Raw genomic sequence first — 22,140 nt, 5'->3', positions numbered from 1 at the left:
ATAGTATAAAAGAATATATAATTATGAATAGTATGTACTTTACAGAAGAACATATTTCTTTTCGTGAAAGCTTTAAAGAATTTTTACAAAAAGAAGTAGTTCCGCACATAAATAAATGGGAAAAAGAAGGCACAATTGAACGATTTATTTGGACGAAATTTGGCGAAATGGGCTATTTTGGAATAAATCAACCAGAAGAAGATGGCGGTTTAGGATTAGACCTTTTTTATACCGTAATATTTTTAGAAGAATTACAAAAAATAAATTCAGGTGGATTCGCTGCCGCAATGTGGGCACACGCGTATTTAGCAATGACGCACTTAAATAAAGAAGGAGATGCCCGTATCAAAAAAGCATATTTAACGCCAAGTATCAACGGAGAAAAAATAGGTTGCCTTTGTATTTCTGAACCTTTTGGAGGAAGTGACGTAGCAGGAATGCGAACCAATGCTGTAAAAAAAGACGATACTTATGTAATTAATGGTTCTAAAACATTTATTACAAACGGTGTCTATTCTGATTATTTGGTAGTTGCCGCCAAAACAAATCTTGAAGAAAAACACAAAGGAATGAGTATTTTTATAGTTGATAGAAATACACCAGGAATTTCATCTACAAAATTAGATAAATTAGGTTGGAGAGCTTCTGATACCGCAGAAATTGCATTCGATAATGTCGTAATTCCTGCTGAAAATTTAATGGGAGAAGAAGGAAAAGGATTCCCGTATATCATGCAACATTTTGCTTTAGAACGTTTAATTATGGCAATTAATGCGCATGCAAGAGCCGAATATGCAGTCGATTATGTATTGAAATATATGAGCGAAAGAGAAGCGTTTGGTAAAACATTAGACCAGTTTCAAGCATTGCGTCATAAAGTAGCTGAAATGGCATCAAAAGTTGATATGTGTAGAGAATATAATTATTCAATCACTAAAAGACTCGATGATGGTGCGTATGTTGTGAAAGAAGCAAGTATGAGTAAAATGCTATCAACAAAAATAGCAGATGAAGTTATTTATGATGCCTTACAATTATTAGGTGGTTACGGATATATGGAGGAATATCCATTAGCACGTTTGTTGCGTGATAGTCGTTTAGGACCTATTGGTGGCGGAACTTCAGAGATTTTAAAAGAAATTATCGCTAAAATGATTATCGATAAAAAAGAATATAAACCCGTAAGTTAATAATAGTATTTTAAATTAAATCAAAAATAACTTTAAATTAATTGTTAATTAAAATAAGACTCAGTACATTTGCAGTCCTAAAAATAAAAATTTAGAGACTACAATGAAGGGAGGTGCTAATATATGTTAATTATTCCAATTAAAGAGGGAGAGAATATCGATAGAGCGTTAAAACGTTACAAGCGAAAGTTTAGAGATGTAAAAATCTTAAGACAACTACGTGATAAAAAACAGTTCAATAAACCGTCTGTTGTTAAACGTGCTCAAATGAAGAAAGCGTCTTACGTTCAAGGATTAAGAACGAAAGAAGAAGTAAGCTAGAAATAACTTACTATTCAAAAATACTAAACCTGTGTTGATTCATTTCAATACAGGTTTTTTTTGTATCTTTATTTTTAAAAAAACAACATAATTAATGCTGATAACTGCTTTCTTTAACTACTTAGAATACGAAAAAAAATACTCGAAAAATACCATCAAAGCGTATCATGTAGATATTATTGCGTTTAGAGATTTTTGTGTTACCGAATTTAATCAAGAGGAATTAAATGAAGTTCATTACAATCAAATAAGAACCTGGATCGTGCAACTTGTTAATCAAGAAATTTCAAATAGAAGTATCAATAGAAAAATAAGTTCCCTGAAAACTTTTTATACTTTCTTACAAAAGATAGCAGAAATTGAAACAAATCCTTTAGCAAAACACAAAGCTTTAAAAGTTCAAAAAAAAATACAAACTCCTTTTGATACTAATGAAATAGAAGCTGTTATTGCTCTTTTAAATAATGCTGATGATTTTGAAGCAGTTAGAAATAAATTAATCGTGGAATTACTCTATTCAACAGGAATGAGAAGAATAGAATTAATTAATATCAACGAAAAAGATATTGATTTTAGTAAAAAAGCCATAAAAGTACTCGGGAAAAGAAATAAAGAACGCTATGTAATGCTTTTACCATCAGTAATTAAGACATTATATCTTTATTTAGATGTAAAAAAAGAATATCAATTAGAAGGTGTTGATGCTCTTTTGATAACAAAAAAAGGACGTAAAGTTTACGAAACTCTTGTGTATCGAATAATAAATATGTACTTTAGTAGGGTCTCAACAAAAGCAAAAAAAAGCCCGCATATATTAAGGCACGCTTTTGCTACGGATTTATTAAATAACGGTGCGTCGTTAAATTCGGTTAAAGAATTACTAGGACATTCAAGTTTAGCCTCCACCCAAGTATATACGCATAATAGCTTGGAGCAGATAAAAAAAGTGTATAACAAGGCGCATCCTAGAGCCCTAAAATAAACATTCGAAAATTATGAAAGTATTCACACAGTCAGTAAACTTTACAGCAGATAAAAGTTTGATCGATTACGTAGAAAAGAAAATAGCAGGTTTAGAGAAGTTTCATGATAAAATAGTTGATGCAGAAGTGTTTTTAAAAGTGCAAAATACAAGCGAGAAAGAAAATAAAATTACTGAAATAAAAATAAATATACCTGGAAGCGAAATTGTAGTTAAAAAACAAAATAAAACCTTCGAAGAAGGCGTAAACATTGCGATAGACTCTTTAAAAAGAAGTTTGAAAAAAGCAAAAGAGAAGCAAAGAAGTTCGTTAGTTGAATAAAAATTGAATAAAAAATTAAAAATTTATTCAAAAAAGTTTTAAAATACAAAAATTACTTTATACATTTGCAATCCGTTAGAAATAGCGGATTGTTTTATTGGCAATTAAAAAGCCGATGTAGCTCAGCTGGCTAGAGCAGCTGATTTGTAATCAGCAGGTCGTGGGTTCGAGTCCCTCCATCGGCTCAATAAAATAAAAGTTCATTAATTTATCAAATACCAAGGGGAGATACCAAAGCGGCCAACTGGGACGGACTGTAACTCCGTTGTCTTACGACTTCGCAGGTTCGAATCCTGCTCTCCCCACTTTTTTAAAACTGATTAATCAATGCATTAAGCTTCAACTTTTGATTGTTGATGAAAGGTTTTAAAAATATGCGAAAGTAGCTCAGTTGGTAGAGCGTCAGCCTTCCAAGCTGAATGTCGCCAGTTCGAACCTGGTCTTTCGCTCTAAAATTATCCACGCCGGTGTAGCTCAGTTGGTAGAGCGCATCCTTGGTAGGGATGAGGTCATCGGTTCAAATCCGATCATTGGCTCTTTTTTAGGGTTTTTTTAAAATTAAAGTAACACTAAATATATTTAACTAAGAATTAAAATTAATAATCATGGCAAAAGAAACTTACGATCGTTCGAAGCCCCACTTAAACGTTGGTACTATTGGTCACGTAGATCACGGTAAAACTACATTAACTGCTGCTATCACAAAAGTATTAGCTGATGCAGGATTCTCTGAAGCTAGAGATTTTGATCAAATCGATAACGCACCAGAAGAAAAAGAAAGAGGTATTACAATTAACTCTTCTCACGTTGAATATGCAACAGAAAACCGTCATTACGCTCACGTAGACTGTCCAGGTCACGCGGATTACGTAAAGAACATGGTAACTGGTGCTGCTCAAATGGATGGAGCTATTTTAGTAGTAGCTGCAACTGATGGTCCTATGCCACAAACACGTGAGCACATTTTATTAGGTCGTCAAGTAGGTATTCCTCGTATGGTTGTTTTCTTGAATAAAGTTGACATGGTTGATGATGAGGAGTTACTTGAGTTAGTAGAAATGGAAGTAAGAGAATTATTATCTTTCTATGAGTACGATGGAGATAATGGTCCTGTAGTTTCAGGTTCAGCTTTAGGAGCTTTAAATGGTGAAGAGAAATGGGTTAATACTGTTTTAGAATTAATGGCTGCTGTTGATGCTTGGATTGAAGAGCCTTTAAGAGAAACTGAAAAGCCTTTCTTAATGCCTATTGAAGATGTATTCTCTATTACTGGTCGTGGTACTGTTGCAACTGGTCGTATTGAAACAGGGATCATCAATTCTGGTGAATCTGTAGATATTATTGGTATGGGGACTGAGAAGTTAACTTCTACAGTTACTGGTATTGAAATGTTCCGTCAAATCTTAGATAGAGGTGAGGCTGGAGATAATGCAGGTATCTTATTAAGAGGTATTGCTAAAGAAGATATTAAAAGAGGAATGGTAATCTGTAAGCCAGGTTCTGTAACTCCACACGCTAAGTTTAAGGCTGAAGTGTATGTATTGAAAAAAGAAGAAGGTGGACGTCACACTCCATTCCATAATAACTATCGCCCTCAGTTTTACGTACGTACTACTGATGTAACAGGAAACATTTTCTTACCTGAAGGTGTAGAAATGGTTATGCCTGGTGATAACTTAACTATTACAGTTGAATTAATCCAACCAATTGCATTAAACTTAGGTTTACAGTTTGCTATCCGTGAAGGTGGTAGAACAGTAGGTGCAGGTCAGGTTACTGAAATTTTAGACTAATTTATTAGTTTATACTATAAAAAAAAGAAGTCTCTTAAATGAGAGACTTCTTTTTAAAATAAAAATACGGACGTAGTTCAGCGGTAGAGCACTGGTCTCCAAAACCAGCTGTCGGGAGTTCGAATCTCTCCGTCCGTGCATAACCAAAGCGAGTTACGATGATAAATTGTAACTCGCTAAAAGGATAATAAAATGAATAACTTTATAGAGTACATCAAAGGTTCTTTTGAGGAATTAAATACAAACATGACTTGGGCATCTCGTGAAGAAGCTCAAAAGTCTACTGTAATTGTTGCGGCATTTACAATTGTTTTTGCTTTAGTAGTAGCGGGAGTAGATAAGGTTTTTCAAACAGGATTAGATAATTTCTTTAAAATGTTTTAATGATGACTGACTCAGTAATGAAGTGGTATGTGGTAAGAGCTGTTGGTGGTCAAGAGAATAAGGTTAAAGCTTATATTGAGACGGAAATCGCTCGTTTTGGATTATCTGACTTCGTAAGTAAAGTAATCGTTCCTACAGAAAAAGTTATTCAAGTAAGAAACGGAAAAAAAGTTAATCGAGAGAGAGTTTACTTTCCTGGTTATGTAATGGTAGAAGCTAATTTAGCTGGTGAAGTACCTCACGTAATAAAATCAGTAACAGGTGTTATTGGTTTTTTAGGTGAAACAAAAGGTGGTGAACCTGTACCAATGCGTAAATCAGAAGTAAATAGAATGTTAGGTAAAGTTGATGAACTTTCTGTTAAAGATGAAAATATCGCAATTCCTTTTAATGCTGGTGAAACAGTAAAAGTAATTGACGGTCCTTTTAATGGATTCGACGGTACTGTTGAAAAAGTTAATGAGGAAAAACGCAAGTTAGAAGTAATGGTTAAAATTTTCGGAAGAAAAACTCCATTAGAACTAAACTATATGCAAGTAGAAAAAATATAATCGTTACACCTATATTTTGATGTGTTTAAAGCTTCCATTTTAAACATGTCGTTTAAATCTTAAACAATGGCAAAAGAAATAAGTAAATTAGTTAAACTACAAGTTAGGGGAGGTGCTGCGAATCCGTCGCCACCAGTTGGACCCGCTTTAGGTGCTGCCGGTGTTAATATCATGGAGTTCTGTAAGCAATTTAATGCGCGTACACAGGACAAACAAGGTAAAGTTTTACCTGTTGTGATTACTGTTTATAAAGACAAATCTTTCGAGTTTGTTGTAAAAACACCACCAGCTGCAGTACAATTGTTAGAAGCGGCCAAAATTAAGAAAGGTTCGGGAGAACCAAATAGAAAAAAAGTAGCAAGTGTTTCTTGGGATCAAATTCGAGGAATTGCAGAAGACAAAATGGTAGATATGAATGCCTTTGAAGTTGAATCTGCAATGAAAATGATAGCTGGAACTGCTCGTTCTATGGGATTAACCGTAACAGGTAATGCACCTGCTTAAACTTTAAAATACATTAGAAATGGCAATTACTAGAAAGCAAAAAGAAGCTCGTTCTAAGGTAGATAGCTCTAAAGTTTACAGCTTAAAAGATGCATCAGCCTTGGTTAAAGAAATTACAACTGTAAAATTTGACGCATCAGTTGATTTAGCAGTTCGCTTAGGAGTAGATCCTCGTAAAGCAAATCAAATGGTACGTGGTGTTGTAACATTACCTCACGGAACAGGAAAAGACGTAAAAGTATTAGCGTTAGTTACTCCAGATAAAGAAGCCGAAGCTGTTGCAGCAGGTGCTGATTATGTTGGATTAGATGAATACCTTCAGAAAATTAAAGGTGGTTGGACTGATGTTGATGTGATTATAACTATGCCTAGTGTTATGGGTAAGTTAGGTCCTTTAGGTCGTGTTTTAGGACCAAGAGGTTTGATGCCTAACCCAAAAACAGGTACAGTAACTATGAATGTTGCAAAAGCAGTACAAGAAGTTAAAGCTGGTAAAATTGACTTTAAAGTTGATAAAACTGGTATTGTACATGCAGCTATCGGAAAAGTATCATTTGATGCTCAGAAGATTCAAGAAAATGCAAACGAGTTAATACAAACGTTAATTAAATTAAAGCCAACAGCGGCTAAAGGAGATTATATAAAGAGTATTTTTATGTCATCAACTATGAGTCCTAGTGTTGCTGTAGATGAAAAATCTATATCATTATAGGCACTTAAACTTTTAATTATGACAAGAGAAGACAAATTACAAGTAATAGAAGATTTAACAGCGAGATTAGCAGACACAAGTACCATCTATTTAGCAGATATTTCTGGTTTAGATGCTGCTACTACATCTAACCTACGTAGAGCTTGTTTTAAAGCAAATGTAGAATTGGCTGTTGTTAAAAACACATTGCTTTCAAAAGCAATGGAAGCTTCTGATAAAGATTTCGGAGACTTACCAGATGTTTTAAAAGGAAATACTTCAATGATGATTTCAGAGGTGTCTAACGCCCCTGCAAAAGTTATCAAAGAGTTCAGAAAGAAATCAGACAAGCCTTTATTAAAAGGAGCTTTTGTTGAAGAGTCAGTTTATGTTGGAGATGACCAATTAGATGCTCTTGTTAACATTAAGTCTAAAGAAGAACTTATTGGAGATATTATCTCATTATTACAATCGCCTGCTAAGAATGTTGTTTCAGCATTACAATCAGGAGGTAACAAATTATCTGGTATCTTAAAGACATTATCAGAGAAATAATTACGCGCACTAATAAACTAAATAATAAAATTTAAAAACAATTAAAATGGCAGATTTAAAAGATTTCGCAGAGCAATTAGTTAACTTAACAGTAAAAGAAGTTAATGAATTAGCTGATATTTTAAAAGATGAGTACGGTATTGAGCCAGCAGCAGCAGCAGTAGCAGTAGCAGGTCCAGCAGCAGGAGGTGATGCAGCAGAAGAGAAAACTGAATTTGACGTTATCTTAAAAGCAGCAGGAGCTTCTAAATTAGCAGTTGTGAAATTAGTTAAAGAATTAACTGGTTTAGGTTTAAAAGATGCTAAAGCAATCGTTGATAGTGCACCAGCACCAATCAAAGAAGGAGTAACTAAAGATGAAGCAGAAGGTCTTCAAAAATCTTTAGAAGAAGCAGGAGCTGAAGTAGAGCTTAAGTAAGCTATACTCCCGATTTTATAATACGGGATAAAACAATTAAGGTTTAGGCACTAGAAACACTCGTTTCTAGTCCTAAACCATTTTGTGTATATATTCGTTCTTTATTTTATTACAATTATATAATTGCAATAACACGACTATAAAGAGCTGATTTTAAAATCAGCAAAGCAATTAAAATTGCATTATTGAAACAAGATAGTTTCAAAAAATAATATTTTTAATTTAAAAATAGCATCTCTTTTGGCAACGATAAAAACTACTGAAAGAATTAACTTCGCATCATCGCAATTAGGTACCGATTATCCAGATTTTTTGGATATTCAGGTGAAATCTTTCCAAGATTTTTTCCAATTGCAAACCAAAGCTGATGAGCGAGGTGAAGAAGGTTTGTATAAAACCTTTATGGATAACTTTCCGATTACAGATACCCGTAATCAATTTGTATTAGAATTTTTAGACTACTTTGTAGATCCACCAAGATATAGTATTCAAGAATGTATTGAAAGAGGATTAACACACAGTGTACCTTTAAAAGCAAGATTAAAGCTTTACTGTACAGATCCTGAACATGAAGATTTTGAAACAATTGTTCAAGACGTATATTTAGGAACAATTCCTTACATGACTAATTCTGGAACTTTCATTATTAATGGAGCAGAAAGAGTTGTTGTATCGCAATTACACCGTTCGCCTGGTGTGTTTTTTGGACAATCATTCCACGCAAATGGAACTAAGTTGTATTCAGCAAGAGTAATTCCTTTTAAAGGATCTTGGATAGAATTTGCAACTGATATCAATCAAGTAATGTATGCTTATATTGATAGAAAGAAAAAATTACCAGTAACCACATTATTCAGAGCCATCGGTTTTGAAAGAGATAAAGATATATTAGAAATCTTTGATTTAGCAGAAGAAATTAAAGTTTCTAAAGCTGGATTAAAAAAAGTATTAGGACGTAAACTAGCAGCTAGAGTTTTAAAAACTTGGCATGAAGATTTCGTAGATGAAGATACTGGAGAAGTAGTATCTATTGAACGTAACGAAATTGTTTTCGATCGTGATACCATCATAGAGAAAGAACATATTGATGAAATAATTGAAGCAGGTGCTAAAACTATCTTATTACATAAGGTAGATAATGACATGGCTGATTATGCCATCATTCACAATACATTACAAAAAGATCCTACGAATTCTGAAAAAGAAGCAGTAGAACATGTCTACAGACAATTACGTAATGCTGAGCCGCCAGATGAGGAGACAGCAAGAGGAATTATTGAAAAATTATTCTTCTCTGAGCAACGTTATAGTTTAGGTGAAGTTGGGCGTTTTAGAATGAACACCAAGTTACAGTTAAATGAGCCGATTGATCAGAAGGTATTAACTAAGAATGACATTATTACCATTATCAAATACTTAATTGAGTTAATTAACTCAAAAGCAGAAGTAGATGATATTGACCATTTATCTAACCGTCGTGTAAGAACTGTTGGTGAACAATTAGCAGGTCAGTTTGGTGTAGGTTTAGCGCGTATGGCGCGTACGATTCGTGAAAGAATGAATGTACGTGATAACGAGGTATTTACTCCTATTGATTTAATTAATGCAAAGACGTTGTCTTCTGTTATTAATTCGTTTTTTGGAACGAACCAGTTATCTCAATTTATGGATCAAACCAATCCATTAGCTGAGATTACACACAAACGTCGTTTATCAGCACTAGGACCTGGAGGATTATCTAGAGAAAGAGCAGGATTCGAGGTTCGTGATGTTCACTATACACACTACGGACGTTTATGTCCAATTGAAACTCCTGAGGGACCGAATATTGGATTAATTTCATCTTTAGCAGTATTTGCAAAGGTTAATAATTTAGGTTTTATCGAAACTCCTTATAAGAAGGTTATCGAAGGAAATGTAGATGTTAATCAAGAGCATATATATTTAAGTGCTGAAGAGGAAGAAGGAATGAAGTTTGCACAATCTAATTTAGAGGTGAATGCAGCTGGAGATTTTGTTGGAGATAAATTAATTTCAAGAGAAGGGGGTGATTTTCCTGTAGTAACACCTACTGAAATTGATTATATGGATGTTGCTCCTAATCAGATTGCATCTATTTCAGCATCATTAATTCCCTTCTTAGAGCATGATGACGCCAACCGTGCATTAATGGGATCGAACATGATGCGTCAAGCAGTTCCATTATTACGCCCAGAATCACCAATTGTAGGTACAGGATTAGAACGTAGAGTTGCAAAAGATTCTCGTATTTTAATCAATGCCGAAGGTCCTGGAGTTGTTGAGTATGTTGATGCTAATAAAATTAAAATTAAGTATGATAGATCTGATGAAGAACGCTTAGTAAGCTTTGAATCTGATGATATTTCATATAACTTAATTAAGTTTAGGAAAACAAACCAAGGTACAAATATCAACCTAAAACCAATTGTTAAAGTTGGAGATAGAGTTCAAGAAGGTCAAGTACTTTGTGAAGGATATGCAACACAAAAAGGAGAATTAGCTTTAGGAAGAAATATGAAAGTAGCCTTTATGCCTTGGAAAGGGTATAACTTTGAGGATGCGATTGTAATTTCAGAAAAAGTGGTTCGTGAAGATATCTTTACTTCTATACATATTGACGAATATTCATTAGATGTTCGTGATACAAAATTAGGAGCTGAAGAATTAACAAACGATATTCCAAACGTTTCAGAAGAGGCTACGAAAGACTTAGATGAAAACGGAATGATTCGTGTTGGAGCAGAGGTAAATCCTGGTGATATCTTAATTGGTAAAATTACACCAAAAGGAGAATCTGACCCAACACCTGAAGAAAAATTATTAAGAGCTATCTTTGGTGATAAAGCAGGTGATGTAAAAGATGCATCATTAAAAGCTTCGCCATCATTAAGAGGAGTAGTAATTAATAAAAAATTATTCCAACGTGCTGTAAAAGATAAAACAAAACGTGCTCGTGATAAAGAAGCAATTGCAACTTTAGAAGCATCGTATGTTCATAAGTTTGAAGGTTTAAAAGATATTTTAATTGAAAAATTATTCAATTTAATTACTGGAAAAACTTCTCAAGGAGTATTTAATGATTTAGGAGAGGAAGTATTACCAAAAGGTAAAAAATTCACTCAAAAAATGTTAAACTCTGTAGGTGATTTTACACACTTACACGGAACTTGGACTACTGATAAAACTTTAAATAGATTAGTGGTGGAATTAGTTCACAACTATAAAATTAAAGTAAACGATTTACAAGGAGCGTTGCGTCGTGAGAAATTTACGATTTCTGTAGGTGATGAGTTACCAGCAGGAATTTTAAAACTTGCTAAAATTTATGTAGCTAAAAAACGTAAATTAAAAGTAGGGGATAAAATGGCAGGACGTCACGGAAATAAAGGTATTGTTGCTCGTATTGTTAGAGCAGAAGACATGCCTTTCTTAGAGGACGGAACACCTGTTGATATCGTATTAAATCCATTAGGGGTACCATCGCGTATGAACATTGGTCAGATTTATGAAACTGTTCTTGGATGGGCAGGTCAAAAATTAGATCAAAAATATGCAACACCAATTTTTGATGGAGCAAACATCGACCAGATAAATGCCTTAACTGATCAAGCAGGAATTCCACGTTATGGACATACCTACTTATATGATGGAGGTACTGGAAAACGTTTCGATCAACCAGCAACCGTAGGAATCATTTATATGATTAAACTAGGGCACATGATTGAAGATAAAATGCATGCACGTTCTATTGGACCGTACTCATTAATTACGCAGCAACCTCTTGGAGGTAAAGCGCAATTTGGAGGGCAGCGTTTTGGAGAGATGGAAGTTTGGGCATTAGAAGCATATGGTGCATCAAGTATATTAAGAGAAATCTTAACCGTTAAATCTGATGATGTATTAGGTAGAGCCAAAACTTACGAAGCAATCGTAAAAGGTGAAACGATGCCAGAACCAGGTTTACCAGAATCATTTAATGTATTAATGCACGAACTGAAAGGTTTAGGATTAGATGTTAAATTAGAGGAATAACAAACAGTGAAATATCATTAGGTAATCGTCAACTTTGATGGATTGCCTAATGATAAATCATTTTAAATATCCGTCTCATTAGAGGCAAATTTTTAATTCGAATCCATTACTTATTATGGCAAGAAAGAACGAAAAATACACTGTTAAAAAGTTTAACAAAATTTCAATTGGTTTAGCATCTCCAGAGTCTATTTTAGAGGCATCTAGAGGTGAGGTTTTAAAACCAGAAACTATAAATTACCGTACACATAAACCAGAAAGAGATGGGTTGTTTTGTGAGCGTATATTCGGTCCTATAAAGGATTATGAGTGTGCCTGTGGTAAATACAAAAGAATCCGTTATAAAGGAATCATTTGTGATCGATGTGGAGTTGAAGTTACCGAGAAAAAGGTACGTAGAGATAGAGTAGGTCACATTAATTTAGTAGTACCAGTAGCACATATTTGGTATTTTAGATCATTGCCTAACAAAATGGGGTACCTTTTAGGGTTACCATCTAAGAAGTTAGACATGATTATTTACTACGAACGTTATGTAGTAATTCAAGCAGGTGATGCTAAAACTGCTGAAGGAGAGCCATTACATAAAATGGACTTCTTAACAGAAGAAGAGTATTTAGATATTTTAGATACACTTCCACAAGAAAACATGTATTTAGATGATACAGATCCTACTAAGTTTATCGCTAAAATGGGAGCTGAATGTTTAATCGATTTATTAGAAAGAATTGATTTAGACGCTTTATCATTTGAATTACGTCATAAAGCAAATACGGAAACTTCTAAACAGCGTAAAAACGAAGCATTAAAGCGTTTAAATGTTGTGGAAGCTTTTAGAGATTCGCAAAAAAATAGAGAAAACAATCCTGAGTGGATGATTATGAAGGCTGTACCAGTTATACCGCCAGAATTACGTCCTTTAGTGCCATTAGATGGAGGTCGTTTTGCTACTTCAGATTTAAACGATTTATACCGTCGTGTAATTATCCGTAACAATCGTTTAAAACGATTAATGGAAATTAAAGCACCTGAGGTTATTTTACGTAATGAAAAACGTATGTTACAAGAATCAGTAGATTCTTTATTTGATAACACACGTAAATCATCAGCAGTAAAAACAGAATCTAACAGACCGTTAAAATCGTTATCTGATAGTTTGAAAGGGAAACAAGGTCGTTTCCGTCAAAACTTACTAGGTAAGCGTGTTGATTATTCTGCACGTTCGGTAATTGTTGTTGGACCAGAATTAAGATTATTTGAATGTGGATTGCCAAAAGATATGGCAGCAGAATTATACAAACCTTTCGTTATTCGTAAGTTAATTGAAAGAGGAATTGTAAAAACTGTAAAATCTGCAAAGAAAATTATAGATAGAAAAGAACCAGTTGTTTGGGATATCTTAGAGAATGTAATTAAAGGACATCCAGTTTTATTAAACCGTGCACCTACATTACACCGTTTAGGTATTCAGTCTTTCCAACCAAAATTAATTGAAGGAAAAGCGATTCGTTTACATCCATTAGCATGTTCGGCATTTAATGCGGATTTTGATGGGGATCAAATGGCAGTTCACTTACCATTAGGACCTGAAGCTATTTTAGAAGCGCAGATTTTAATGTTAGGATCTCACAATATTTTAAACCCTGCAAATGGAGCACCAGTAACGGTACCATCTCAGGATATGGTATTGGGTCTGTATTATATGACCAAAGAAAGAAAATCAACTCCTGAAGTACCTATTCAAGGAGAAGGATTAATTTTTTATTCTCCAGAAGAGGTAATTATCGCCTTAAATGAAGAAAAAGTAGACTTAAATGCAGGTATCAAAGTTCGTACACACGATGTTGTAGACGGACAAGATGTAACTAGAATTATAGCAACAACCGTTGGTAGAGTTTTATTTAATCAGGTAGTGCCTAAAGAAGCTGGGTATATTAATGATGTTTTAACTAAAAAATCATTAAGAGGAATTATTGGTGATATTTTAAAAGTAACCAATATTCCTGCTGTTGGTGATTTCTTAGATGAAATTAAAAATATGGGATATAAATACGCCTTTGAAGGTGGTTTATCATTCTCATTAGGAGATATTATTATTCCTGAAGAAAAAACAGGAATGATTGCCGAAGCAAATAAAGAGGTAGATATTATTGTATCTAACTATAACATGGGAATGTTAACTAACAAAGAACGTTACAATCAGGTAATTGATATTTGGGGATCTACCAATAATAGATTAACAGAGTTATCGATGAAACGTTTGCGTGAAGATCAGCAAGGATTTAACTCGGTATTTATGATGCTTGACTCTGGAGCGCGTGGTTCGAAAGAACAAATTCGTCAGCTTACAGGTATGCGTGGATTAATGGCAAAACCTAAAAAATCGACCGCTGGTGGTGGAGAAATTATTGAAAATCCAATTCTTTCTAACTTTAAGGAAGGGTTATCGATTTTAGAATACTTTATCTCAACACACGGTGCTCGTAAAGGTTTAGCGGATACGGCTCTTAAAACAGCCGATGCTGGTTACTTAACACGTCGTTTAGTAGATGTATCTCAGGATGTTATTGTAAACGAAGTTGATTGTGGAACTTTAAGAGGGTTAGAAGTAGCGCCATTAAAGAAAAATGATGAAATCGTGGAATCTTTATCTGATAGAATTACAGGGCGTACTTCTTTACAAGATGTATATGCACCTAATTCTGATGATTTATTAGTTGCTTCTGGGGAATTAATTACCTCAAAAATAGCCAATATAATTCAAGAATCAGGAATCGATAAAGTAGAAGTACGTTCCGCTTTAACTTGTGAATCTGAAAGAGGAATTTGTGAGAAATGTTATGGACAATCGTTATCAACAGGAAATAAAGTTCAAAGAGGAGAAGCAGTTGGAGTAATTGCAGCGCAATCTATTGGAGAACCTGGTACACAGTTAACATTACGTACCTTCCACGTTGGAGGGGTAGCAGGAAATATATCCGAAGAAAATAAGTTAATTGCAAAATATGACGGTAACGTTAAAATTGAAGATTTACGTACTGTAAAAGGAAAAGATAGCGAAGGTAAAGAAATTGAAATCGTTATTTCTCGTACGGCAGAAATCAAAATTATTGACAAGAAAACCGATATCGTATTAAGTGCAAATATTATTCCTTACGGTTCTATTATCTTTAATAAAGATATTAAAACCATCAAAAAAGGAGATGCTGTATGTCAATGGGATCCGTTTAACGGAGTTATTGTATCAGAATTTGGAGGTAAAGTGAAGTTTGATAACTTAGAGCAAGGTATTAATTACTCTGTTGAAGTTGATGAACAAACTGGTTTCCAAGAGAAAGTTATGATTGATTCTAAAAACAAAAAAATCATTGCTTCATTAATTATTGAAGATGCCGATGGTAATGCGTTACGTTCGTATAGTTTACCAGTAGGTGCTCACTTAATGGTTAGCGATGGTGATAAAGTTCCAACAGGTCATACGTTAGTGAAAATTCCACGTAAGTCTGGTAAAGCAGGCGATATTACAGGAGGTTTACCACGTGTAACAGAATTATTTGAAGCACGTAACCCATCGAATCCAGCAGTAATTGCTCAAATTGATGGAGTTGTATCTTTCGGTAAAATTAAGCGAGGTAATCGTGAAATTATTATTGAATCTAAAACTGGTGATATTACGAAGTATTTAGTAAAATTATCGAACCAAATTTTAGTTCAAGAAAACGATTTTATTAAAGCAGGTATGCCTTTATCTGATGGAGCTACAACGCCTATCGATATTTTAAATATTCAAGGACCTTCAGCGGTACAAGAATACTTAGTAAACGAAATTCAAGAAGTATATCGTTTACAGGGTGTAAAAATTAATGACAAGCATTTCGAAGTAGTAGTACGTCAAATGATGCGTAAAGTTAGAATTATTGATTCTGGAGATACTTTATTACTAGAGAATCAACTAATTCATAAGAATGACTTTATCAAAGATAACGACGCTATCTACGGAATGAAAGTTGTTGAAGATGCAGGAGATTCTGAAAATTTAACCGCAGGACAAATCGTTTCTGCGCGTCAATTAAGAGATGAAAATTCTATTTTACGTAGAGCTGATAAAAATTTAGTAGCCGCTCGTGAAGCGAAACCAGCAACAGCTGAACAAGTTTTACAAGGAATTACTAGAGCTTCGTTACAAACGAAATCATTTATATCAGCAGCATCATTCCAGGAAACAACTAAAGTATTAAACGAAGCCGCAGTAAACGGTAAAATTGATACCTTAGAAGGATTAAAAGAAAATGTAATTGTAGGTAAACGTATACCAGCAGGTACAGGAATGAGATCGTATGACCGACAAATTGTAGGTCCAATGGAAGAAATGGAGAAAAATTTATAATTTTTAATACCAAAGGCCTCTAAATTTTAGAGGCCTTTTTTTATATTAATATTATGGAAGACAAGAAAGAACCACAATTAAATATTGAATTAGATCAAGATATTGCTGAAGGTACCTACAGTAACTTAGCAATTATTAATCATTCAGTATCAGAATTTATTGTTGATTTTATCAATATTATGCCTGGTGTACCAAAGGCAAAGGTAAAATCAAGAATTATTTTAACACCACAACATGCTAAAAGACTTGCAAAAGCATTAGCTGAAAATGTTCAAAAATTTGAACAAGCAAATGGTGAAATTAAAGATTATGAACAAGTACCAATTCCAATGAACTTTGGAGGAACAACAGGTGAAGCTTAAAAAAAAAACAAAAATATTTCTATACTTTAGAAATATCTTTGTTTTTTAAATTTTAATAAAAGATAATATTATCTTTTATTAAATAAATAATTATCTTTACTTTCAAATATATCAGAATATTTTTTTTAAAAAAAAAATTGTAAAAATTATATATGTTTTCAAAATCTTGTGAATATGGTTTAAGAGCCGCTATTTATATAGCAGAACAGTCTAGTTTAAAGAAAAAAGTAGGGCTTAAAGAAATTGCAAATGCAATCAATTCTCCAGAACCATTTACAGGTAAAATATTACAAATTTTAACAAAAAATAATATTGCAAATTCCTTAAAAGGACCACACGGAGGTTTTTTTATAGAAGAAGTAAATCTGAAGAAAATAAAGTTAAGTAACATCGTATCGGTGTTAGATGGAGATAGTATTTATACAGGATGTGCTTTAGGATTAAAGCAATGTGACCATACTTCACCGTGTCCTTTACATACAAAATTTATCGAAATTAGAGAACGTTTAAAAGTAATGTTAGAAGAAAATACGCTGTACGATATTTTATATACACAAGGTGAAAAAAATATTTTTTGGTTAAAAAGATAATCAAAAAATGAAAAACTCAAAAGTTAATACTTTTGAGTTTTTTTTATGAAAGATAATTATGATTGCTAAAAATAATCAATAAAAATAGTTTTTATAATCCTTTTGATATTTTTTCTAATTCGCTAATATTTAAAATAAAAACTTCTTTTCCTTTTAAATCGATTAATTTTTTCTTTTTAAATTCAGATAATAATCGAATAGCAGATTCTGTTGCTGTACCAATAATATTGGCAATATCTTCACGAGATAAAAGAATATCTAACGCTCCATTTTTGTTTTTTTCAAACTTATTTTCAAGATTTAACAAGGTCGTTGCTAAACGTTGTTTTACGGTTTTTTGAGCCATATCAACAATAAAATTATCGGCAAGTTTAAGTGAAGATGCCATGTTTTTAAGAACATCCATCGTAAATTTAGGATTCGTTTCTAAATTGTTAAGTATCTCTTCCTTAGGGATAAAGCAAACCTCCATATCGTTAATAGCGATGGCTTTTAAGTTAGATGCTTCATCAGTTATCAAACTACGTTCACCAAGTAAATCTCCTTTTTGAACAATATTTACTATTTGATCTCTTCCGTTATCACTCATTTTAGAAACCTTACTAATACCACTTTTAATACAAAAAACGCCGTTTATATGTTCTCCTTCTTCAAATAACACACTTCCTTTTTTTATTACTTTGGAAGTTTTACAACTAGCAATTCTTATCAATTCATTTTTTGTGAGTGATTTTAAAGAGTTAAATTGACGAATAATGCATTGTTCACATTTGCTCATAATAGTCTTTGGTTAGGCTAGTTCAAATATAATCAAAAGCTGATATATATCATATTTTAATTGCGATTCTTATAAGACCTTTGCACTAGGCAAAAGAGTAAATATGGAAAACGAAAAATGTTTTCATTGTGGTAACCAATGCGATACCGAAACCATTAAAATAGAAGATAAATCTTTTTGTTGTAATGGTTGTAAAACTGTTTATGAGATTTTTTCAGAAAACGACTTAACGTGTTACTACGATTTTCAAAACAATCCTGGAGCAATTCCAACAGAAATTCAAGGAAAATACGACTTTTTAGACAATCAACCTATTGTAGATAAACTACTAGAATTTAACGACGGCAATATACACGTTGTGAATCTGTACATACCACACATACATTGTAGTTCGTGTATTTGGGTGCTGGAAAATTTACACAAATTACAACGAAATATTAGTTCGGCACAAGTTAATTTCCCTGAAAAAACAGTACGGATTACTTATAATTCTGAAATTATTTCGTTAAAAGAAATTGTTTTATTATTGAGTGCCATCGGATATGAACCTTACATCAGTTTAGAAGATTACGAAGTTGGAAAGAAGAAAGTAGATAGAAGTTTAATTTATAAATTAGGAATTGCAGGTTTTTCTTTCGGAAATGTGATGTTTTTATCGTTTCCTGAATATTTTGAAGTAACTGGTTTTTGGCTAGAACAATACAAAGGAATATTCCGTTGGTTGATGTTTTTCTTCTCATTACCTGTAGTTTTTTATGCTGCACAGGATTATTTTATATCCGCGTATAAAGGGTTGCGTGCTAAAATTTTAAATATTGATGTTCCTATTGCTTTAGGAGTTGCTGTGTTGTTTATCCGAAGTTCTGCTGAAATTATTTTTGATATCGGAACTGGTTTTTTTGATAGCTTAACAGGCTTAGTTTTCTTTTTATTATTAGGGAAATTTTTTCAACAGAAAACCTATAATTTCTTGTCATTTGAACGCGATTATAAATCCTATTTTCCCATTGCGGTAACCCGAATTTCATCCGAAGGAAAAGAAGAAAATGTACAAATTTATGATATTGAAAAAGGCGATAGATTATTAATCAGAAATCAAGAATTAATTCCTGTTGATGGAATTTTAATCAACGGAAATGCCAAAATAGATTACAGTTTTGTTACAGGTGAAGCAGTTCCTGTAGCTAAAAAATCGGGCGATAAATTATTTGCAGGAGGAAAGCAATTATCGGGAGTTGTAGAAATGGAAGTTTTAAGTTCGGTTTCGCAAAGTTATTTAACACAATTGTGGAGTAATGATGTGTTTAAGAAAGATAAAAACTCATCATTTAAAACATTAACAGATAGCATAAGTCAAAATTTTACAGTTACCGTTTTAATAATCGCTTTTTTTTCTACCGCATTTTGGCTGTATTATGATTCAAGCAAAGCCTTAAACGTATTTACCGCTGTGTTAATTATTGCGTGTCCGTGTGCGATTGCTTTAGCAGCTCCGTTTACTTTAGGGAATATGCTTCGGATTTTTGGGAAGAAGAAATTCTACTTGAAAAATGCCACGGTTGTAGAACAATTAGCCGCAATTGATACTGTTATTTTTGATAAAACAGGAACACTTACAACAAGTAAAGAAAATCAAATTGATTATAAAGGAAGTGAATTATCATCTGAAGAAAAAGTAATATTAAAAAGTGCTTTACGAGCGTCAAATCATCCGTTAAGTAGAATGTTGTATAGTTCTTTAACTGCTGAAATGCTTGATATTACAAGCTTTAAAGAGTACACAGGTAAAGGAATTGAAGCTAGATGTAACGGGGTAGATGTAAAAATAGGTTCGTCATCTTTTGTAAATAATACGGATGAAAAAATCAATTTAGATACTTCCGTTCATATTAGTTTTGATGGAGTTTATAAAGGAAAATATGTGTTTAAAAATGCGTATCGAAATGGCGTAAAAAGTTTGTTTTCTGAATTGGAAGAAAATTATAATTTGGCGGTTGTTTCTGGTGATAACGAAGGCGAAAAGAAATTTTTAGAAGATTTTTTACCAAAAAACACCTCTTTTTTATTCAATCAAAAGCCAGAAGATAAATTAAATTACATTGAGAATTTACAAAGTAAAGGACAAACTGTAATTATGATTGGCGATGGTTTAAATGATGCAGGAGCGTTGGCACAAAGTAATGTTGGAATTTCATTATCAGAAAATATTAATGTGTTTTCTCCTGCTTGTGATGCTATTTTAGATGCTTCAAAATTTAATGAAATTGGTAGTTATATTAAAGCATCAAAAAAAGCAATTAAAATAATTAAGTATAGTTTTATACTATCATTATGTTATAATTTAGTTGGTTTGTATTTTGCAGTATCAGGACAGTTAATGCCTGTAATTGCCGCAATTTTAATGCCGTTAAGTTCTATTAGTATTGTTTTATTTACAACGATTGCAACAAATTTAGTAGGGAAAAAAATAAAATAACTTTAAAGATAATTTTAAATAAAATAATTATGAAAGTAGCCTCATTTTTAGAAGATATTAAATTTAATGAACATAAACCAGCCGTATCATTATTATTAGATACTGATTTTTCAAAAGAAATACGTGTTGTCTTTAAAAAAGGACAAGTTATGGAAGACCATCAAGCACCTTTTGCAATAATTGTTCAGGTGATAAAAGGAGCTATTAATTTTGGTGTTGATAACGAAATAAAACAATTAAATACAGGCGATTTAATTTCGTTAAAACCTCAGGTAGTTCATAATTTAACAGCTTTGGATGAAAGTATTGTACGATTATCGTTATCTAAATCGGATACGGTAAAAAGAGTTGAAAACGTATAATTTTTTATCATAATAAAAAATTAGACTGATTATATATTTCAAAAAAACACATGAATTTACTGATACAAAAATACAACATTCCAGGTCCAAGATATACGAGTTATCCGACAGTTCCTTATTGGGAAAATGAAACTTTTTCTAAAGATAAATGGATTGAAACTTTTAAGAAATCGTTTATAGAAAGTAATTCATCCGAAGGAATTAGTGTGTATATTCATTTACCTTTTTGTGAAAGTATTTGTACATTCTGTGCCTGTCATAAACATATTACAAAAAGACATGAAGTAGAAGAAGATTATATGGATACCGTTTTAAAAGAATGGAATTTATATACGAATTTAGTCGATGAAACGCCAATTATCAAGGAAATTCATTTAGGTGGCGGAACACCTACTTTTTTTTCAAAAGAAAATTTAAAAAAGTTAATTGATGGTTTATTTATCAAAGCTAAAAAACATCCGAAGCACGAATTTAGTTTTGAAGGACATCCAAATAATACCACAAAAGCACAATTACAAACCTTGTTTGATGTTGGTTTTACACGAGTAAGTTACGGTGTGCAAGATTATAATTTAAAAGTACAAGAAGCAATTCATAGAGTACAGCCTTTTGAAAATGTCGAAAAAGCAACGCGTTGGGCACGTGAAATTGGATATACATCAATCAGTCACGATTTAATTTTTGGATTGCCATTTCAAACTAAAGAAAACGTAATTCATACCATTAATAAAACCAAAGAATTACAACCTGATAGAATTTCGTTTTATAGTTATGCACATGTTCCTTGGGTAAAAGGTGTTGGGCAACGAGGTTTTAAGGAGGAAGATTTACCTAAAAATGAAGAAAAACGTGAATTATACGAAATAGGGAAGGAGTTATTTGCTGAAATGGGTTATGTTGAAATAGGAATGGATCATTTTGCTTTAAAATCGGATAGTTTATATAAAGCAACTCAGGAAAAAACATTGCATCGTAATTTTATGGGGTATACCGCCAATAAAACACAATTAATGGTTGGTTTAGGAATGTCATCAATTTCTGATTCTTGGTATGGATTTGCACAAAATGTAAAAACGGTAAAAGAATATCAAAAAATAGTGAATGAAGGAGAAATTCCTGTTTTTAGAGGACATATTTTATCCGAAGAAGATTTAGTTATCCGAAAGCATATTTTAAATATTATGTGTCATTTTACCACTTCGTGGGATGCTGAAAATTTAAAGGTTAAAGGTATCGAAATCCTTTTAGAAAAATTACAAGAAATGGTCGCTGATAGTTTGGTTTTTATCGATGGAAACACTTTAACAGTTCCTGAAAAAGCAAGACCCTATGTTCGAAATATCTGTATGGCGTTTGATAAGCGTTTGCATAATAACAAGCCCGAAACAAAATTGTTTTCGATGACAATTTAAAGTATTATA

At 32.7% G+C, this 22,140-nt stretch carries 19 protein-coding genes and 5 tRNA genes; 23 read left to right on the top strand and 1 reads right to left on the bottom strand.

Annotated elements, in window-relative coordinates; translation table 11 throughout:
- Window positions 1-23: 23 nt before the first annotated feature.
- The 20 genes from L0U77_RS04580 (at window position 24) to L0U77_RS04485 (ending at window position 17,103) form a co-directional block, all read left to right on the top strand.
- Entirely contained in the window at window positions 24-1,190 is a 1,167-nt protein-coding gene (locus tag L0U77_RS04580; RefSeq protein WP_233897372.1) for an acyl-CoA dehydrogenase family protein, read from the top strand.
- Between the two features lie 123 nt (window positions 1,191-1,313).
- Complete coding sequence (rpsU, locus tag L0U77_RS04575) at window positions 1,314-1,511, top strand: 30S ribosomal protein S21 (protein ID WP_028888499.1); 198 nt, start codon at window positions 1,314-1,316, stop codon at window positions 1,509-1,511.
- Window positions 1,512-1,605: 94 nt separating this feature from the next.
- On the top strand, window positions 1,606-2,493 hold the full coding sequence (locus tag L0U77_RS04570; protein ID WP_101916713.1) for a tyrosine-type recombinase/integrase: 888 nt from the start codon (window positions 1,606-1,608) through the stop codon (window positions 2,491-2,493).
- A 13-nt stretch (window positions 2,494-2,506) separates the two neighbouring features.
- A complete protein-coding gene (hpf, locus tag L0U77_RS04565; RefSeq protein WP_101916712.1) occupies window positions 2,507-2,815 on the top strand; it encodes a ribosome hibernation-promoting factor, HPF/YfiA family in 309 nt (102 codons plus the stop codon).
- A 111-nt stretch (window positions 2,816-2,926) separates the two neighbouring features.
- Window positions 2,927-3,000, top strand: a tRNA-Thr gene (locus L0U77_RS04560).
- 37 nt (window positions 3,001-3,037) lie between these two features.
- Window positions 3,038-3,120 (top strand) — tRNA-Tyr (locus tag L0U77_RS04555).
- Between the two features lie 71 nt (window positions 3,121-3,191).
- A tRNA-Gly gene (locus L0U77_RS04550) sits at window positions 3,192-3,264 on the top strand.
- Between the two features lie 14 nt (window positions 3,265-3,278).
- Window positions 3,279-3,351: transfer RNA gene (locus L0U77_RS04545), tRNA-Thr, on the top strand.
- 69 nt (window positions 3,352-3,420) lie between these two features.
- Complete coding sequence (gene tuf, locus L0U77_RS04540; RefSeq protein WP_101915966.1) at window positions 3,421-4,608, top strand: elongation factor Tu; 1,188 nt, start codon at window positions 3,421-3,423, stop codon at window positions 4,606-4,608.
- Window positions 4,609-4,674: 66 nt separating this feature from the next.
- Window positions 4,675-4,746: transfer RNA gene (locus L0U77_RS04535), tRNA-Trp, on the top strand.
- A 54-nt stretch (window positions 4,747-4,800) separates the two neighbouring features.
- Window positions 4,801-4,992 (top strand): preprotein translocase subunit SecE, encoded by a 192-nt coding sequence (gene secE / locus L0U77_RS04530; protein WP_101916710.1) that lies wholly within the window; start codon window positions 4,801-4,803, stop codon window positions 4,990-4,992.
- The gene (nusG, locus tag L0U77_RS04525) at window positions 4,992-5,543 is read left to right on the top strand and encodes a transcription termination/antitermination protein NusG (protein ID WP_101916709.1); all 552 of its coding nucleotides are present in this window, start codon (window positions 4,992-4,994) and stop codon (window positions 5,541-5,543) included. The genes secE and nusG overlap by 1 nt, the downstream gene beginning before the upstream one ends.
- A 66-nt stretch (window positions 5,544-5,609) precedes the next feature.
- Window positions 5,610-6,047, top strand: a complete 438-nt coding sequence (gene rplK, locus L0U77_RS04520) for a 50S ribosomal protein L11 (RefSeq protein ID WP_233897373.1) — start codon at window positions 5,610-5,612, stop codon at window positions 6,045-6,047.
- 19 nt (window positions 6,048-6,066) lie between these two features.
- Window positions 6,067-6,759 carry a 50S ribosomal protein L1 gene (gene rplA / locus L0U77_RS04515; protein WP_233883615.1) on the top strand — a complete coding sequence of 231 codons (693 nt, stop codon included), beginning with the start codon at window positions 6,067-6,069 and terminating at the stop codon, window positions 6,757-6,759.
- Window positions 6,760-6,777: 18 nt separating this feature from the next.
- Window positions 6,778-7,293: a 50S ribosomal protein L10 gene (gene rplJ, locus L0U77_RS04510; RefSeq protein WP_233883613.1), complete on the top strand. Its 516-nt coding sequence runs from the start codon at window positions 6,778-6,780 to the stop codon at window positions 7,291-7,293.
- A 46-nt stretch (window positions 7,294-7,339) separates the two neighbouring features.
- Window positions 7,340-7,711 (top strand): 50S ribosomal protein L7/L12, encoded by a 372-nt coding sequence (gene rplL, locus L0U77_RS04505; protein WP_233883611.1) that lies wholly within the window; start codon window positions 7,340-7,342, stop codon window positions 7,709-7,711.
- Window positions 7,712-7,951: 240 nt separating this feature from the next.
- Window positions 7,952-11,764: a DNA-directed RNA polymerase subunit beta gene (gene rpoB, locus L0U77_RS04500; RefSeq protein ID WP_193699729.1), complete on the top strand. Its 3,813-nt coding sequence runs from the start codon at window positions 7,952-7,954 to the stop codon at window positions 11,762-11,764.
- Between the two features lie 115 nt (window positions 11,765-11,879).
- On the top strand, window positions 11,880-16,151 hold the full coding sequence (gene rpoC, locus L0U77_RS04495; RefSeq protein ID WP_233897374.1) for a DNA-directed RNA polymerase subunit beta': 4,272 nt from the start codon (window positions 11,880-11,882) through the stop codon (window positions 16,149-16,151).
- 53 nt (window positions 16,152-16,204) lie between these two features.
- Window positions 16,205-16,513, top strand: coding sequence for a DUF3467 domain-containing protein (locus L0U77_RS04490; RefSeq protein ID WP_101916702.1), 309 nt, complete (start codon window positions 16,205-16,207; stop codon window positions 16,511-16,513).
- A 152-nt stretch (window positions 16,514-16,665) separates the two neighbouring features.
- Window positions 16,666-17,103: an RrF2 family transcriptional regulator gene (locus L0U77_RS04485; RefSeq protein WP_233900798.1), complete on the top strand. Its 438-nt coding sequence runs from the start codon at window positions 16,666-16,668 to the stop codon at window positions 17,101-17,103.
- 91 nt (window positions 17,104-17,194) lie between these two features.
- Here the strand turns inward: L0U77_RS04485 and L0U77_RS04480 are convergent, their stop codons facing one another.
- Window positions 17,195-17,881 (bottom strand): Crp/Fnr family transcriptional regulator, encoded by a 687-nt coding sequence (locus L0U77_RS04480; RefSeq protein ID WP_233883602.1) that lies wholly within the window; start codon window positions 17,879-17,881, stop codon window positions 17,195-17,197.
- A 103-nt stretch (window positions 17,882-17,984) separates the two neighbouring features.
- Here L0U77_RS04480 and L0U77_RS04475 point away from each other — a divergent pair, with 103 nt between their 5' ends.
- Genes L0U77_RS04475 through hemN form a run of 3 tightly spaced genes read left to right on the top strand, consistent with a single transcriptional unit; the run spans window position 17,985 to window position 22,131 of the window.
- The gene (locus tag L0U77_RS04475; protein WP_233900797.1) at window positions 17,985-20,357 is read left to right on the top strand and encodes a heavy metal translocating P-type ATPase; all 2,373 of its coding nucleotides are present in this window, start codon (window positions 17,985-17,987) and stop codon (window positions 20,355-20,357) included.
- A 29-nt stretch (window positions 20,358-20,386) separates the two neighbouring features.
- Window positions 20,387-20,719: an AraC family ligand binding domain-containing protein gene (locus tag L0U77_RS04470; RefSeq protein ID WP_233897376.1), complete on the top strand. Its 333-nt coding sequence runs from the start codon at window positions 20,387-20,389 to the stop codon at window positions 20,717-20,719.
- Between the two features lie 50 nt (window positions 20,720-20,769).
- Window positions 20,770-22,131, top strand: coding sequence for an oxygen-independent coproporphyrinogen III oxidase (gene hemN, locus L0U77_RS04465; RefSeq protein ID WP_233897377.1), 1,362 nt, complete (start codon window positions 20,770-20,772; stop codon window positions 22,129-22,131).
- Window positions 22,132-22,140 lie beyond the last annotated feature (9 nt).

The organism is Tenacibaculum piscium (assembly GCF_021390715.1).
GTDB lineage: Bacteria > Bacteroidota > Bacteroidia > Flavobacteriales > Flavobacteriaceae > Polaribacter > Polaribacter piscius.
The sequence above is the reverse complement of the archived record's forward strand: the minus strand, read 5'-3'. Positions and strand labels throughout refer to the sequence as shown.

Bases quoted from the DNA above. Each gene is read 5' to 3' on its own strand.
- rplK (WP_233897373.1), top strand. From the start codon at position 5,610: ATGGCAAAAGAAATAAGTAAATTAGTTAAACTACAAGTTAGGGGAGGT.
- L0U77_RS04480 (WP_233883602.1), bottom strand. From the start codon at position 17,881: ATGAGCAAATGTGAACAATGCATTATTCGTCAATTTAACTCTTTAAAA.
- L0U77_RS04475 (WP_233900797.1), top strand. From the start codon at position 17,985: ATGGAAAACGAAAAATGTTTTCATTGTGGTAACCAATGCGATACCGAA.
- hpf (WP_101916712.1), top strand. From the start codon at position 2,507: ATGAAAGTATTCACACAGTCAGTAAACTTTACAGCAGATAAAAGTTTG.
- L0U77_RS04490 (WP_101916702.1), top strand. From the start codon at position 16,205: ATGGAAGACAAGAAAGAACCACAATTAAATATTGAATTAGATCAAGAT.
- hemN (WP_233897377.1), top strand. From the start codon at position 20,770: ATGAATTTACTGATACAAAAATACAACATTCCAGGTCCAAGATATACG.
- rpsU (WP_028888499.1), top strand. From the start codon at position 1,314: ATGTTAATTATTCCAATTAAAGAGGGAGAGAATATCGATAGAGCGTTA.
- rplL (WP_233883611.1), top strand. From the start codon at position 7,340: ATGGCAGATTTAAAAGATTTCGCAGAGCAATTAGTTAACTTAACAGTA.
- tuf (WP_101915966.1), top strand. From the start codon at position 3,421: ATGGCAAAAGAAACTTACGATCGTTCGAAGCCCCACTTAAACGTTGGT.
- rplA (WP_233883615.1), top strand. From the start codon at position 6,067: ATGGCAATTACTAGAAAGCAAAAAGAAGCTCGTTCTAAGGTAGATAGC.
- L0U77_RS04570 (WP_101916713.1), top strand. From the start codon at position 1,606: ATGCTGATAACTGCTTTCTTTAACTACTTAGAATACGAAAAAAAATAC.
- L0U77_RS04580 (WP_233897372.1), top strand. From the start codon at position 24: ATGAATAGTATGTACTTTACAGAAGAACATATTTCTTTTCGTGAAAGC.
- L0U77_RS04485 (WP_233900798.1), top strand. From the start codon at position 16,666: ATGTTTTCAAAATCTTGTGAATATGGTTTAAGAGCCGCTATTTATATA.
- nusG (WP_101916709.1), top strand. From the start codon at position 4,992: ATGATGACTGACTCAGTAATGAAGTGGTATGTGGTAAGAGCTGTTGGT.
- rpoC (WP_233897374.1), top strand. From the start codon at position 11,880: ATGGCAAGAAAGAACGAAAAATACACTGTTAAAAAGTTTAACAAAATT.
- L0U77_RS04470 (WP_233897376.1), top strand. From the start codon at position 20,387: ATGAAAGTAGCCTCATTTTTAGAAGATATTAAATTTAATGAACATAAA.
- secE (WP_101916710.1), top strand. From the start codon at position 4,801: ATGAATAACTTTATAGAGTACATCAAAGGTTCTTTTGAGGAATTAAAT.
- rplJ (WP_233883613.1), top strand. From the start codon at position 6,778: ATGACAAGAGAAGACAAATTACAAGTAATAGAAGATTTAACAGCGAGA.